Source organism: Myroides odoratus, assembly GCF_001549985.1.
Classification (GTDB): Bacteria; Bacteroidota; Bacteroidia; order Flavobacteriales; family Flavobacteriaceae; genus Flavobacterium; species Flavobacterium odoratum_A.
Genome location: NZ_LROZ01000005.1, coordinates 66,285 through 81,689, shown reverse-complemented (window position 1 = coordinate 81,689; position 15,405 = coordinate 66,285). Strand labels below are relative to the sequence as shown.

Here is a 15,405-nt window from a genome sequence, read left to right as displayed (position 1 = left end):
TTACAGTTTTTCAAAATTTCTTTTCACGAAAGCCGTAAGTTCCTCTCCTTTCAACAACCCTTGCGATAATTTCGCTAAATCTAAGGCTTGACTGAAAGCCGTTGTACGTTCTGCTTCATTGGTATTGTTCAAGATTTTAGAAGCAAATTCCGAGTTGGTATTCACCACTAAATTGTACATTTCTGGGAAATTACCCATACCGAACATTCCACCACCACCAGATTGACTCATCTCTTTCATACGACGCATGAATTCGGGTTGAGTCAAGATTAATGGAGCATCTTGACTATCCATTGATTCCAGTTTTACCGTGTATTTTTCTTTTGGTACTACTTGTTCAATGAAAGATTGCAATGTAGTTTGCTCTTCTTCAGATAACTTAGAAATGGAGTTTTCCTCTTTCTTGATTAAGTTATTGACGTGATCCGCATCCACACGAGCAAAAGTCATTTTCTCATTCTCGCTCTCTAATTTTTGAATCAAGTGTGAAACAATAGGAGAGTCCATAACGATTACTTGGTACCCTTTTTCTTTGGCAGCACTGATATAGCTGTGTTGCGCATCTTTGTTTGAGGTATATAAAACAACAAGGTTACCGTCTTTGTCTGTTTGTAAGTCCTTCGTTGCTTCTTTTAATTCTTCTAGTGTATAGTAAGTACCATCCGTTGTAGGGTATAGCATAAAAGCACCTGCTTTCTCAGCAAATTTTTCCTCAGATAACATTCCATATTCCAACACCACTTTAATATCATTCCACTTGCTTTCAAAGTCAGCTCTATTCTCGTTGAATAATGCTTTTAATTTATCCGCAACTTTGCGTGTGATGTAGTTCGAGATTTTCTTTACGTTTCCATCTGCTTGTAAGTACGAACGCGATACGTTTAACGGAATATCTGGCGAATCGATTACCCCTTTCAACATCGTTAAGAAATCAGGAACAATTCCCTCTACATTATCCGTTACAAATACCTGGTTTTGGTACAGCTGGATTTTGTCTTTTTGCATTTGCATATCCACACTTAACTTAGGGAAATACAAGATTCCAGTTAAGTTGAATGGATAGTCCACATTCAAGTGAATATGGAATAAAGGCTCTTCAAACTGCATTGGATACAATTCACGGTAGAAGTTTTTGTAGTCTTCATCCGTTAAATCAGCTGGTTGTTTCGTCCAAGCTGGCGTAGGGTTATTGATGATCGTATCAACTTCTACTTTGTCATCGCCTTCTCCTTCTTCATGTGTTCCAAATTTAATTGGCACAGGCATGAATTTATTGTATTTTGTTAACAGCTCACGGATTTTATACTCCTCTAAGAAGTCAAGCGAATCTTCTGCAATATGAAGAATGATTTCCGTTCCTCTTTCTTGCTTATCTGATTCTTCTAGGGTGTACTCCGGACTTCCATCACACGTCCAATGAGCTGCTGGCGCATCTTTGTACGATTTTGTAATGATTTCTACCTTATCTGCTACCATAAAAGCAGAATAGAATCCCAATCCAAAATGCCCGATGATTCCCGTGTCTTTGGCGCTGTCTTTGTATTTTTCTAAGAACTCTTCTGCACCAGAGAAAGCAACCTGATTGATGTATTTCTCAACTTCTTCTTTCGTCATCCCAATCCCTTGGTCGATGAGGTGAATTTTTTTGTTGTCTTTGTCGATTTTAACCTCAATAATAGGATTGCCATATTCTACATTCGCTTCACCAATACTTGTTAGGTGTTTTAACTTCAATGTAGCATCAGTTGCATTTGAAACTAACTCTCTTAAGAATATCTCGTGATCACTATACAAGAACTTTTTAATCAGAGGAAAGATATTCTCTACAGTAACATTAATTTTTCCAGATGTCATATTTATTTTGGTATTATTATTTTTAATAAATTTATGTACATCAAAATAGGCAAAAAAGATACCAACCTAAAAATAGATGTCAATTTGTCATTTGATTCTTTTTTAGGCAGTAAAATCTGTTAATACCTAGAAAGTTTGTATTATTGTAAAAAATAGAAGAATTATGAAAAAGTTAGTTTTATTAAGTTTTGTAGGCTTGGCATTAGCCTCTTGTAAACCGACGATGGATAAACAGTCGCAATACGGAATTAAAGGAGATTGGACACTTACTTCTGTTTCTCATATCGGAGGAGAATTTGTGAAGGTTACTTCTTTTAATATTGCTGATGCTCATTGCTTCAACGGAAGTCAGTGGAAATTTGTTTCAAACAACAACTCTGGCGTAGTGAGTTTAATGGGAGGGAATTCATGCCCGATGTTTGAAAGTAACTTTAAGTGGTTCGTTAATCCCAATGGTGAATTTGAATTTAAATTTGTCGATGCTGGATTAAAAGCGAAAAATGTAACCACAGGGTATAAAATGAAGGTTAAAAATCAAACCGCTACTAGTTTTGATTTGATTGATTATTTTTACGTAGATGGACAAGGGTATGATGTAACATATCACTTTGTAAAAAATTAAGAATCAACAAGAAGGTAATATTATGAAAAAAACAACTACAACCTTATTAGCAGGAGCTTTGCTAGTAGGTTCTTTATCGTTGACAAGCTGTGAATCTGTCAAAAATGCGAATAATACACAAAAAGGAGCTACAATTGGAGCTGCTGGAGGCGCTATCATTGGAGGAATATTAGGAAATAATATTGGAAAAGGGGGAAATAGTGCTTTAGGAGCTGTATTAGGCGGTGTTATTGGTGGAGCTGCAGGGGGTGTTATTGGAAACAATATGGACAAGCAAGCGCGTCAAATTGAACAAACTGTTCCTGGTGCTCAAGTAGAGCGTGTAGGAGAGGGAATCAAATTGATCTTAGGAGAAAGTTCAGTGAACTTTAACTTGAATCAAGCTACTTTGACAGACAAAGCCAAACAAAATTTAGATAAGTTGATTGTCGTATTCAAAGAAAATCCAAATACGAATATCAGTATTTTCGGATATACTGATAATACAGGTAGAGAAGAATATAATTTGAAATTATCAAGACAACGTGCAAATGCGGTGAAGACGTATTTAATGCAAAATGGAGTTTCAAATAAGCGTTTAGCTACAGAAGGAATGGGAATTGCTGATCCAATTGCAAGTAATGATACAGATGCAGGAAGAGCAAAAAACCGCCGCGTAGAATTTGCAATTAAAGCGAATGAACAAATGATTATCGATGCTCAAAATGAAGCAGCTACGATGTAGATAATGGTTTACAGTTGACGGTTTACAGTTAACAGTATATAAAAAAGGGAGTTCCACGGAACTCCCTTTTTTTAGTTGCAATCAGTGCAATGTAAATTAAAATCATCTTTCATCTCATACCAATGCGTACCTGCTTGTATACTCGATTGGGTTTGATGGGAAACATACGGTTTTATTTTGTCGCTAAGCATAACCTTTTTACCCAACGGCAGATATAGTGTAAAAGTAGGATCCAGTTTTAATTGTTCATCTGTGATGACAAGAGTAAAGGCTGTATCGCTTTCTTTGGTTTGCACAACGTCTTTATATTGATCTCCAGTATTTCCTAATTTTCCATAAGCCTCTTCTTGATAAGACGGAACAATTTCTATCTTTTGCATCACCTGATCCGTCTTAACAATAGAATCATTTAGCTGTAACACAATATCCTTACTTGTAGAAAACAACGTAACATCTTCTGTGTTTTCGGATGCTTTATCGTCAGAAGAGTACGTATAGGTGTATCCATAACGCGTTTCGTTTCGTATAAATTTGTCTGTATTTCCATTAATAATCATAAAGGATAACCCAATTAAACTACCAATCCACAGAACAAAAATAGAGATGGCGGTAATCCAAATGTATTTCATATTGGTGTAGAGTAATTTTAATCCTAACAACAACATAATGATAAAAGGCAAGAACGTAATCAGGCTGATAAAGGTATGCAGCAACCATCTTGGAATGTTTGGATCTATAAATTCAGATGGAATATCGAATTCATTCATCATAAAACTCGTATTGACAATAATCATTAGATTGACAAAAAAACTAATCAACATACCGATGACAGAAACAATGATGAAACCAATTCCCAAGATGTAACGGATTACTTTAGTCCCTTGATTCGTTGCTCGTTGCGTTTGCGTTTTGAACTTATCATAGTCAATAGAATTGATTTTACTTGTCGTATAGTCAACGCCTTCTCTTATTTTGCGCTCAATGGTCTCTATGTTGACTGGCTCTCCCATCATATCCAATTTTTCACTGGTTGTTTTTGCACTGGGAATGATAATCCACAAGACAAAATACAATAAGATTCCTGTTCCATAGAAGAAAACCAAAAAGATAAAAATCAGACGAACCCAAATGGTATCGATTTTAAAGTAATGAGCCAATCCTGCTAAAACACCACCTAAAATACGATTATCTGTATCTCGAAATAATTTCTTCTCTCTGTAATAGGTTTGTTCCGTATGTTGATAATTGTTCTCATCATCGATGGAATAATCTTCTGGACGCCCCATGATTTGAATAACTTCATCCACATCTTCGGAAGTGATCACTTGGTTCGTAGCTGTTATTTTAGAGTTGAATATTTCAGCAATACGCAATTCAATGTCTTGCACTACTTCATCTTGTTCTTCAATAGCAATCGATCTGCGGATCGCTTTGATGTATTGATCCAGTCTTTGATAGGCTTGTTCTTCAATGTGAAAAACTAAACCACCGATATTTATTGTTAATGTTCTATTCATTGTCTTGATTTTTTGTGGTTATCTCTTGAACAGCATTTGCTAATTCTTCCCATGTTTCTGTTAGTTCTCCTAAAAAAAATTCTCCTTTTTCGGTTAATTTGTAATACTTTCTCGGTGGTCCTGCGTTGGACTCTTCCCATCTATAGGTTAACAAATCCCCATTTTTGAGTCTTGTTAATAAAGGGTATACCGTTCCTTCTACCACTAAAAGCTTTACTTTTTTAAGCTCCTCTAATATTTCAGAGGTATAATAATCGCGTTCTTTTAGAATGGATAGAATACAGAATTCCAAGATACCCTTGCGCATTTGAGCTTTTGTATTTTCACTATTCATAGGTTCAATGATTTATCTTATGCAAAGATATAGCTAAAAGCATGTACTATGTATTGCAAAGTACTAATTATTAACTTTAATTTAACAAATAAAGGTTTTGAAAAGTACATTTGTATAGATGTAATTGTCTTGTTTTTAGTGGTTTATATTGTTTTTTTTATTTTGTTTGTTAAATTGAATGAAAGGAGTTGTTTGGAGGGGCAAATAAAAAAGAGCAGGCTATATTTTGATTGAAATTTCAATCAACCGTATAATTTTGTATCTTTAGAGGAATTAAAAAACAGACATACTATGGAATTTTCGGTTTCATCCATCAATAAGTTTTTATTCTTTAAGTTGCCATCTGCCTATTGGACAGGCGTGCGATTAAGAAGTATTTCGGACACTACTGCTACTACTACAGTGCGACACAAATGGGTCAATCAAAATCCATTTCGCTCGATGTATTTCGCTGTACAAGCCATGGCAGCTGAATTGTCTACGGGTGCTTTGGTCATGAAGAAAATTAGTGAAAGTGGTCAGCGTATTTCGATGTTAGTGGCACAGAACAATTCTGTTTTTGTGAAGAAAGCTACTGGGAAAATTTCATTTACCTGTAACGAAGGACATTTGTTAGATGAGGCCATTCAAAAGGCAATTGAAACACAAGAAGGTGTGACAGTATGGATGAAATCTGTTGGAGTAGATGAAAAAGGAGATGAGGTTTCAGTATTCAATTTTGAGTGGACGTTAAAAGTTCGAGTAAAGCAATAAGTATTAAAGTATAGGGTATGAGAGTTTTAGTTACAGGAGCCACGGGATTAGTTGGAAGTGAATTGCTGAAGCAATTGCAGGCAAAGGGAGATGAAGTGGTGTTCTTGACTACAGCCCAAAATAAATTAGACGCACAACCCAACTGTCAAGGGTTTTATTGGAATCCACAAACACGTCAAATAGATCCTGCTTGTTTAGCAGGAGTGGAGGCCATCATCCATTTGGCTGGTAGCTCTATTGATGGTTCTTGGTTAAAAGAAGGCAAGAAAATGATTATCAATAGTAGGGTAGAGGCTTCTCAAACCCTGTATCAACTCCTCAGTGAACATCCCCATCAAGTTAAGCAAATTATTTGTGCTTCCGCAGTAGGTATCTACGATACGTTAGACGATATACAAACAGAAGAAGACTATACACCCGCAACGAATTTCTTGGGTAAGGTGGTTCAACAATGGGAAGGAGAAAATAGGCGTTTTGAAAACTTAGGCATACCAGTAGCGATTTTACGCATTGGCTTGGTTTTGTCACGAGCAGGAGGTGCTTTACCCCATATCGAACAGATGGCAAAATATTATCTCGCCTCGCCTTTAGGTAGAGGAACGCAGTATTATTCTTGGATTCACTTGCAAGATTTGGCACGAATCTTCCTCTTTGTCATGGATAATCACTTGCAAGGTGCATTTAATGCAGTTGCACCTAATCCAGAAACCAATAAACAATTTACCAAACAAGTAAGTCAGGCTGTAGGACGTAAAATGCTATTGCCCGCTGTTCCCGCTTGGGTCTTGCGCTTAGTATTAGGCGAAAAAGCTATGTTGGTAACTGAAGGACAGTATATAAGCTGTAATAAATTGTTGAAATTAAATTTTACTTTTCATTTTTCAACTTTACCTCAAGCGCTTGAAAATCTTTATGAGTAAGGGGGGATATGGGGGATTTTGGTGAGATGGTGAGGTGATGAGATGGTGAGGTGATGAGATGGTGAGGTGATGAGATGGTGAGGTGATGAGACGGTGAGGCGATGAGACGTGAGCAAACCCCACGAAGCACAAACTTCACCACCTCACCTTCTCACCACCTCACAAAAAAAACAACCTACAACTTCACAAATTAATTGGAGAGAGGAAAAGGGAAAAGGGAGAGAAGTAAATTTTCTAATTAAAATAGAGTTCCTTCTTTAATCGGCCTTTTTACCAATGTTACCCCTTATTATTTACCTATAATCTCACACTTTACCAATCCGCTATTTCATAGCGTGGCGTCAGCGCAAGATGCGACCCTTCTCCTTCCTTCGTCAGGATGACAAAAGTAGAATAGACCTTTTATTTTCAGGGTGATTACTGGTCGTGGATTTGCATGCCCTGCTGACGAAGGAACTACCCTCTCACCGCCTCACCAATCTCACCCTCTCACCGCTTCACAAAAAAGCAACCTACAACTTCACAACTTAATTGGAGAGAGGAAAAGGGAAAAGAGAGAGAAGTATATTTTCTAATTAAAATAGAGTTTCTTATTTAATCGATAAATTCTACGACTTCATAAACCTCACGAAGCACAAACTTCACGAAGCACAAACTTCACGAAGCACAAACCTCACGACCTCACCTTCTCACCACCTCACAAAAAAGCAACTTACAACTTCACAAACCTCCCCACTGTCACTATTTCTGTCATTATGACACAAAAACACAGTTGGCAAAGGATTTGATTAAAAGAAAGCAACATAAATAGTATGCGATCAGTATGGAAAATAAAGATATAAATAAGGAAGAAGTGGATTTGAACACAGAAAATACGCAAGAAACTGAAACGACGACTGCAGATACAGCGTCAGTAGAGGAAACGTTGAATGCTAAAATTGCAGAAGAGAAAGACAAGTATTTGCGTTTATTTGCTGAGTTTGAAAACTACAAGCGCCGTACTTCTAAGGAGCGTTTAGAATTGTTTAAAACGGCAAATGAAGAAGTTATGTCAGCCATGCTACCGATTTTAGATGATTTCAGTCGTGCTTTATCAGAATTAGAAAAGCAAGGAGAAAGCGAGCATCTAACGGGAGTACGTTTAATTTCAACGAAATTAATTGACACTTTGGCGGCAAAAGGATTAGAAGAAGTAGTAATCCAAAGTGGAGATGTTTTTAATGCGGATTTATCAGAAGCTATTACACAAATTCCTGCTGGTGATGAACTAAAAGGAAAAGTGGTTGACGTAGTAGAAAAAGGGTATAAATTGGGAGATAAGATTATTCGTTTTCCAAAAGTTGTTATTGGTCAATAAGACAAATCGTTGGACCAATTTATTAATAGAAACTCAGAATCCAAATGAAGAAAGATTATTACGAAATATTAGGTATTGATAAAGGAGCAGATGCTGCTGCTATAAAGAAAGCATACCGCAAGAAAGCGATTGAATTTCACCCAGATAAGAATCCGGGAGATAAAGAAGCGGAAGAAAAATTCAAAGAAGCTGCAGAGGCATATGAAGTATTGAGTGATGCTGACAAAAAAGCGCGTTATGATCAATATGGGCATGCTGCGTTTGAAGGTGGCGGTGGATATGGTGGCGGTCATATGAATATGGACGACATTTTTAGCCAATTTGGAGATATTTTCGGAAGTGCTTTCGGTGGCGGAGGTTTTGGCGGTTTCGGCGGATTTGGTGGAGGCCAACGCAGAGCCAAAGGAACAAGTTTGCGTATTAAGGTGAAACTTACTTTAGAAGATATTGCTAATGGCGTAGAAAAGAAAGTAAAAGTAAAACGCAAAATAAAAGCGGCAGGTGTTACTTATAAAACGTGTGCTACTTGTAATGGAACGGGACAAGTAACAAAAATCGCGAATACTGTATTTGGTCGTATGCAAACGGCATCTCCTTGTCATACTTGTCAGGGAACAGGTCAAATGATTGATCAAAAGCCAGCAGGATCAGATGCAGAAGGAATGATTCAACAAGAAGAAACCGTATCAATTAAAATCCCTGCAGGTGTAGCAGAAGGCATGCAATTGAAAGTTGCAGGTAAAGGAAATGAAGCACCTGGAAATAATAGTGTAGCAGGAGATTTATTAGTGGTTGTGGAAGAATTAGAACACGAAACACTAAAACGAGAAGGAGATAACCTACATTATGACCTTTATATCAGTTTTTCGGAAGCTGCATTAGGAGGAAGTAAAGAAATTTATACCGTAACAGGAAATGTGCGCATAAAATTAGAAGAAGGAATCCAATCTGGAAAGATACTTCGTCTAAGAGGAAAAGGATTGCCACATTTAAATAGTTATGGCAGTGGCGATTTACTCGTTCATATCAACGTGTGGACGCCTAAAAAACTGACAAAAGAACAAAAGGAATTTTTCGAGAAAATGCAAGAAGATGGTAACTTCAAACCTACTCCTGGCAAGGGAGATAAATCTTTTTTTGAAAAAGTCAAAGAAATGTTTTCATAATTAGAAAAGAAGTCATACATTTGATGCACACTTATTAAACAGTGGATTTTCTTTTTCATAGCAATTTTTCCCAACCTTATAGCAATATAAGGTTGGGTTTTTTTATGCCTATTTGTGATCAAAATATACCTTGTTCTTCGCAAGTTGAAATAAATGATTTATTTTTACAAGAAATATAAAAGATCGATTGATGCAACCTATCTTAGAAGTTAAGAATGTAGAAAAAAGATATTCTGATAAAATAGCTTTAAATAATGTTTCTCTAACCGTGCCGAAAGGATCTATCTACGGTTTATTAGGCCCTAATGGAGCTGGAAAAACATCCCTAATTCGAATTATAAATCAAATTACATATCCTGATCAAGGGCAAATCATTCTCGATGGTCAGGCACTAAGCCCTTATCATATTAAAGATATTGGTTATATGCCAGAAGAAAGAGGATTGTATAAAACCATGAAAGTGGGAGAACAAGCTCTTTACTTAGCTCAATTAAAAGGATTGAGTAAAGCGGAAGCCAAAGAACAATTGGATTACTGGTTTGATAAATTGGATATCAAAGGATGGTGGGATAAGAAGATTCAAGAGCTATCGAAAGGAATGGCACAGAAAATCCAATTTGTGGTAACTGTTTTGCACAAACCTAAATTGCTGATTTTTGATGAACCATTTTCTGGTTTTGACCCTGTGAATGCTAACATCATTAAAGATGAAATTCTAGAACTTAAAGAAAAAGGAGCAACTATTATCTTTTCTACACACCGCATGGAAAGTGTGGAAGAAATGTGCGATTATATTGCCTTGATTCACAAATCGAATAAACTTATCGAAGGACGCTTAGTAGATGTGAAACGCGATTTTCGCACAAATTTATATCAAGTAGGAATCCTGTCTAGCGATGTACACCGATTAATGTTTGAATTATCCCAAAAATTTACTGTTCAACCTACGTCGTTTAAATCTTTAAATGATGAATTGCAATTAGAAATTGATTTGGGACAAGCCATGCCAAATGAACTGTTGCATATTTTATCAAACAATGGACAAGTGACTCATTTCGTCGAAAAATTACCAACGGCAAATGATATTTTTATTCAAACTGTAAGTCAATAACTATGGGTGTTTTAAAATTAATTATAAAAAGAGAATTTATCGCTAAAGCTCGTAATAAAGCTTTTATTGTCATGACTTTTTTAGCTCCTCTTTTTTTCGTAGCTATTGCTGTGCTTATTGGATATTTAAGTACAATGAAGTCCACAACCAAAGTAATTGCTATTCACGATGAAAGTGGCATCTTTAGTGGAGATTTTGAGAATTCAGAAGAATATGAATACCAAAATTTATCCGCTGTACCTATCGCTATTTTAAAAGATAGCGTCTTGGCAGAAAAATACGATGGCTTGTTGTACATTCCTAAGCAAGAGCAAATTACGGCATACGAAAAGTCAATTTATTATATTTCCAATGAGAGCCCAGGTATAGCATTTATCAGTAAAATTGAATCGACAATTGAAAATAAAGTGTCGAGTTTAAATTTGATTGCCAAAGGAATTGACCCTCAGGTTATCAAAGAAAATCAAGCCGAAGTAAATTTACATTTGGAAAAAGCTTCTGGAGAACAAACGGTGAAAGGACTGAATGAAATTAAAATATTCATAGGATCTTTATTTGGATACTGCATCATGATGTTTATTATCATTTATGGAAATATGGTGATGCGCTCTGTGATTGAAGAAAAAACGAATCGAATTATCGAGGTGATTATTTCTTCTGTGAAACCTTTTCAATTGATGATGGGAAAAATCATCGGTACTTCTATGGCTGGTTTACTACAGTTCTTAATTTGGGGAGTAGTTGGAGGGATTCTGATGCTTGTGGCTACTTCTGTTTTTGGATTAAATGCAGGAGCTGCAAATATGGAAGCTGCTCAAGTTGCAGCAACGATGGATCCAGGTGTAATGAGTAATATACAGAGCTACATGACAGAAATTATGAGTTTGCCTTTATTGTCTTGGTTTGTCTATTTTATCATCTTCTTTATTGGAGGGTATTTCCTTTATAGCTCATTATATGCTGCTATTGGTGCTGCTGTAGATAATGAAACAGATACACAACAGTTTTTATTCCCTGTGATGTTGCCCTTGATGTTAGGGGTTTATATCGGTTTCTTTACGGTTATAAAAGATCCTCATGGAACAGTAGCTACGGTATTTTCAATGATTCCGTTTACTTCTCCAATTGTAATGCTAATGCGTATTCCTTTTGGAGTTCCTATTTGGCAAATTATTTTATCTATCGTATTATTGTTTGCAACTTTTATCTTGACAGTATGGTTGGCTGCAAAAATATATCGAATTGGTATCTTGATGTATGGGAAACGCCCCTCTTGGAAAGAACTGTATAAGTGGTTAAAATATTAAGCTGAGGTGCTAAAATAAAAAGATTATGAGTAAAGAATCTAGAATATTAATTGTAGAGGATGAAGCTGCGATACGCCGCGTTCTAACTCGTATATTAGAAGATGAATCTCCCTCTTATAAAGTAGATGCAGCGGCAGATGGTGAAGAAGGGTTGAAAATGATTGCTCAAGAAGATTACGACTTGGTTATTTCTGATATCAAGATGCCTAAAATGAGTGGAGATGAACTTTTGGTAGAGGCTAAGAAAATTAAACCAGAGACAGTTTTCGTGATGATTTCAGGACATGGTGATTTGGAAACAGCCATCAATACAATGAAATTAGGAGCTTTCGATTATATCTCAAAACCACCAGATTTGAATCGTCTTTTGACTACCGTTCGCAATGCTCTAGATAAGAGTCATTTGGTAGTTGAAAATACCATTTTGAAGAAAAAAGTTTCAAAGAAATACGAGATTATCGGAAAAAGTGAGTCTATTGAGCAGATTACAGCGATGATAGAGAAAGTGGCACCGACTGAAGCTCGTGTATTAATTACGGGACCTAATGGGACAGGAAAGGAATTAGTAGCGCATCAGATTCACGCCCAAAGTCCACGATCAGTAAAACCATTGATTGAAGTGAATTGTGCAGCTATTCCGGCAGAATTAATCGAAAGTGAATTATTTGGCCACGTGAAAGGTGCTTTTACTTCAGCAGTTAAGGATCGACCTGGAAAGTTTGAATTAGCAGATAAAGGAACTATTTTCTTAGATGAAATTGGAGATATGAGCCTGCCTGCTCAAGCAAAGGTATTACGTGCTTTACAAGAAAATGTAATTACACGTGTTGGAGCAGAGAAAGATCAAAAAATAGATGTTCGCGTATTAGCCGCAACCAATAAAGATTTGCGCAAGGAAATTGAAGAAGGACGCTTTAGAGAAGATTTATACCATCGACTAGCGGTTATCTTAATTAAAGTACCTGCTTTGAATGACCGCAGAGATGACATACCTTTGTTGCTGGAACACTTTGTCAAACAAATTGCTGCTGAACAAGGAACAGCCCCTAAGAAATTCACTGCGGAAGCTATAACCCTACTGCAGCAGTATGATTGGAGTGGGAATATACGAGAGTTGCGCAATGTCATTGAACGACTAATTATCTTAGGAGGAAACGAAGTAACATTAGAAGATGTAAAGCTATTTGCTACAAAATAATATGAAATTAAAAAAAATACACCCGGTTCTACAGAACAATTTGAGTCAATTAGGATTTGAAGAACCAACTATATTACAAAAAGCTACTTTTGGACGTATTAAAAGTGGACAGGATTTTGTTTTGATTGCACCTCAAGAAGAGGGGAAAACAACAGCATTAATTATTGCTGCTTTACAACGTGTAGAAGCACCTGTGGATGATATGATCTCTACACGTGTTTTGATTGTTGTGAAAGATAAATTTGAAGTAGAACGCTTAATGGAGGAGTTTGATCGCATTGGCGATAAAATGAATATCCGAGTATATGGCGTTCACGATTATACCGATTTAGATGATGACAAAAACCAAATGTCATTAGGAAACGATATTTTGATTGGAACGGCAGAACGATTAAACTTAATGTTTAGCGGTGCTGGATTTGATGTGAATCAATTGAAAATGTACATTATTGATGACGTGGATCAACAATTGAGAAACAGACACGAACCGCGTTTATATCGTTTATCAGAAAGTATTGGAAAAACACAACGCATCTACTTGGGGAAAGATTACGTAGAAGCTCTAGATATGTTTGTGGATAAAACCATGGCAGAAGATGTAGAATGGCTTGATTTTTACGAAGAAGACGAAGATTAGGTGGTGGTGAATGGTTTACAGGTTATAGTTTTTGGTTAGCATTTTCTATTAACAGAAAATCTAACAACGAACAAAAAAGCAAATCAACAAAAAACGCTTTTTCCCATTTAACAAGATGTACACCAACAGAATCTCACATAACATTAGGGCGTAAATAATACTAAAAAATAGAAAGGAAGGCTGATAGCCTTCCTTTTTTTATTTTATTTTTTTGGATTCTTTTTTATCAAAGCAAAAAATATACTTATTTCATTCTGTGTCACTTTACCATAAAAAATAAATGGTAATCATCGTTACAGCATATACGATGGCTAGTACAAGTAAAGGTGCTTTCCGTCTTTGGAAGGCCTGCTGAAAACGGTGCTTGTAAATGAAGTAATCTCGGCAGAAACGCAGGAAAATAATCAAAAATGCAACCCAAAAGCAGAGGTGTAACATAACCGTAATGGTCTGTAATGAAGCGAGGGGTGTTCCTAGGGTTGTATGTACGAGCAAGTATGACAGCATAATAGTTTCGATTTAATCTACTATTGAGTATATAAAAATATTTAATTTTTTTTATCAAACCTATTGATATAAAAAAAATAGTGATGTAGTCTTAGAACTACTTATTATTCCTAGAGGTCGTTCGATTCATAAAGAAATAAACGAAACTACCGAATAAAGGGAAAACTAAAATTAGTACACAATAAATTATTTTTCGATCCCAAGAATTGTCAGATTGGGCTACTTGGTATAAACTGTATAGAATAAAAACAAGTAGACTGAGAATGAATAATTGCCAGATGAATGGATGCATACGTAGTATTTTATTGTTGAACTGAATAAGCTTGAAGTAATGAAGATAGAGAATTTAGATCAAAAAGAGGGGATGAACCGAATGAAGATTAGATGCTGTAAAAACATTAAGTTGTAGGACAGTGCAAGTAGTTTCTATGCTTTTTTCTCCATTGTACTGAAAAACAAAGGTGTTACAGAAATAAAGAACACGATTTTTTTATAATACCTCAGATTAAAAGCTGATTTTGTTTAAATATATGATTAAATTTTATACTATTTTAAGTAATTTTATTTTAGTATCGACTTGATGTTTAAGTAAATAATCAATTAAAAGGAATTAAAATATAGAAGAGGTAAATACGCAATTTTTTTCTTTCAAATTAGAATAATCTTTACATCTTTGTGAGACAAACTAAATCGTTCAATTTACACTCACTTATAGCACATATGGAGTTACTAGATTTTATCTTTCACATTGACCAGTACTTACACACGTTAATCGAGAGCTACGGAGCTTGGATTTACGCCATTTTATTTTTAATCATTTTTGTGGAAACGGGCTTGGTCATTATGCCTTTTTTACCGGGTGATTCCTTGCTTTTTGCTACGGGAATGCTCGTGGCTCAATCATCAGAATTAGATATTACTGTGGCTATTGTATTGCTTTTGATTGCCGCCATTTCAGGTGATTCACTCAACTACTACATTGGAAGAAAAGTCGGAATGCGTATGACCCATATTCGCTTATTTGGCAAGCAGGTAATTAAACAAGAACACTTAGATAAAACCCATGCTTTTTATGAAAAATATGGAGAGCGTACGATTGTAATTGCGCGATTTATTCCTATTGTTCGCACCTTAGCTCCTTTTGTTGCTGGCGTGGGAAGTATGCGTTACAGCATATTCATGACGTATAATGTGATTGGTGGTATTGTCTGGGTAGTGGGATTAACTTTGGCAGGATATTTCTTAGGAAATTTACCTATCGTTAAAGATAACTTTTCAAAAATAGCCTTACTCATTATCTTTATTTCTATTTTACCTATTATTTTCGAATTTATTAAAGCTAAAATAAAAAAACAGAAATAAGAGTATTTCGCTACTCTGATATTTATAGTATCTTTA

The 15,405-nt window shown here is 35.8% G+C and carries 15 protein-coding genes; 11 read left to right on the top strand and 4 right to left on the bottom strand.

Annotated elements, in window-relative coordinates; translation table 11 throughout:
* On the bottom strand, positions 1–1,854 hold the full coding sequence (gene htpG / locus AWV75_RS07275; protein WP_060873753.1) for a molecular chaperone HtpG: 1,854 nt from the start codon (positions 1,852–1,854) through the stop codon (positions 1–3).
* Positions 1,855–2,017: 163 nt separating this feature from the next.
* Here htpG and AWV75_RS07270 point away from each other — a divergent pair, with 163 nt between their 5' ends.
* Together AWV75_RS07270 and AWV75_RS07265 are read left to right on the top strand one after the other, a co-directional pair.
* Positions 2,018–2,476 carry a lipocalin family protein gene (locus tag AWV75_RS07270; RefSeq protein ID WP_002986797.1) on the top strand — a complete coding sequence of 153 codons (459 nt, stop codon included), beginning with the start codon at positions 2,018–2,020 and terminating at the stop codon, positions 2,474–2,476.
* Positions 2,477–2,498: 22 nt separating this feature from the next.
* Positions 2,499–3,200, top strand: coding sequence for an OmpA family protein (locus AWV75_RS07265; protein WP_060873752.1), 702 nt, complete (start codon positions 2,499–2,501; stop codon positions 3,198–3,200).
* Positions 3,201–3,271: 71 nt separating this feature from the next.
* Here AWV75_RS07265 and AWV75_RS07260 read toward each other — a convergent pair whose 3' ends face one another.
* Positions 3,272–4,717, bottom strand: a complete 1,446-nt coding sequence (locus AWV75_RS07260; protein ID WP_060873751.1) for a PspC domain-containing protein — start codon at positions 4,715–4,717, stop codon at positions 3,272–3,274.
* A complete protein-coding gene (locus AWV75_RS07255; protein ID WP_060873750.1) occupies positions 4,710–5,051 on the bottom strand; it encodes a PadR family transcriptional regulator in 342 nt (113 codons plus the stop codon). The genes AWV75_RS07260 and AWV75_RS07255 overlap by 8 nt, the downstream gene beginning before the upstream one ends.
* Positions 5,052–5,342: 291 nt before the next feature.
* Here AWV75_RS07255 and AWV75_RS07250 point away from each other — a divergent pair, with 291 nt between their 5' ends.
* The 8 genes from AWV75_RS07250 to AWV75_RS07215 all read left to right on the top strand — a co-directional run bounded on the left by AWV75_RS07250 (position 5,343) and on the right by AWV75_RS07215 (position 13,500).
* Positions 5,343–5,804 (top strand): DUF4442 domain-containing protein, encoded by a 462-nt coding sequence (locus AWV75_RS07250; RefSeq protein WP_060873749.1) that lies wholly within the window; start codon positions 5,343–5,345, stop codon positions 5,802–5,804.
* Between the two features lie 17 nt (positions 5,805–5,821).
* Positions 5,822–6,724, top strand: coding sequence for a TIGR01777 family oxidoreductase (locus tag AWV75_RS07245; RefSeq protein ID WP_060873748.1), 903 nt, complete (start codon positions 5,822–5,824; stop codon positions 6,722–6,724).
* An 823-nt stretch (positions 6,725–7,547) separates the two neighbouring features.
* Entirely contained in the window at positions 7,548–8,081 is a 534-nt protein-coding gene (locus AWV75_RS07240) for a nucleotide exchange factor GrpE (RefSeq protein WP_002986786.1), read from the top strand.
* A 44-nt stretch (positions 8,082–8,125) separates the two neighbouring features.
* Positions 8,126–9,247: a molecular chaperone DnaJ gene (gene dnaJ, locus AWV75_RS07235; protein ID WP_002986780.1), complete on the top strand. Its 1,122-nt coding sequence runs from the start codon at positions 8,126–8,128 to the stop codon at positions 9,245–9,247.
* A 190-nt stretch (positions 9,248–9,437) separates the two neighbouring features.
* On the top strand, positions 9,438–10,358 hold the full coding sequence (locus AWV75_RS07230) for an ABC transporter ATP-binding protein (RefSeq protein ID WP_060873747.1): 921 nt from the start codon (positions 9,438–9,440) through the stop codon (positions 10,356–10,358).
* A 2-nt stretch (positions 10,359–10,360) separates the two neighbouring features.
* Positions 10,361–11,665 carry an ABC transporter permease gene (locus AWV75_RS07225; RefSeq protein WP_060873746.1) on the top strand — a complete coding sequence of 435 codons (1,305 nt, stop codon included), beginning with the start codon at positions 10,361–10,363 and terminating at the stop codon, positions 11,663–11,665.
* 25 nt (positions 11,666–11,690) lie between these two features.
* Positions 11,691–12,863, top strand: coding sequence for a sigma-54-dependent transcriptional regulator (locus AWV75_RS07220; protein WP_060873745.1), 1,173 nt, complete (start codon positions 11,691–11,693; stop codon positions 12,861–12,863).
* Between the two features lies 1 nt (position 12,864).
* Positions 12,865–13,500 carry a DEAD/DEAH box helicase gene (locus AWV75_RS07215; RefSeq protein WP_060873744.1) on the top strand — a complete coding sequence of 212 codons (636 nt, stop codon included), beginning with the start codon at positions 12,865–12,867 and terminating at the stop codon, positions 13,498–13,500.
* Between the two features lie 604 nt (positions 13,501–14,104).
* Here AWV75_RS07215 and AWV75_RS18460 read toward each other — a convergent pair.
* Complete coding sequence (locus AWV75_RS18460) at positions 14,105–14,299, bottom strand: PLDc N-terminal domain-containing protein (RefSeq protein ID WP_082711050.1); 195 nt, start codon at positions 14,297–14,299, stop codon at positions 14,105–14,107.
* Between the two features lie 428 nt (positions 14,300–14,727).
* Here AWV75_RS18460 and AWV75_RS07210 point away from each other — a divergent pair, with 428 nt between their 5' ends.
* On the top strand, positions 14,728–15,369 hold the full coding sequence (locus AWV75_RS07210; RefSeq protein ID WP_060873743.1) for a DedA family protein: 642 nt from the start codon (positions 14,728–14,730) through the stop codon (positions 15,367–15,369).
* The last annotated feature ends 36 nt before the right edge of the window (positions 15,370–15,405 follow it).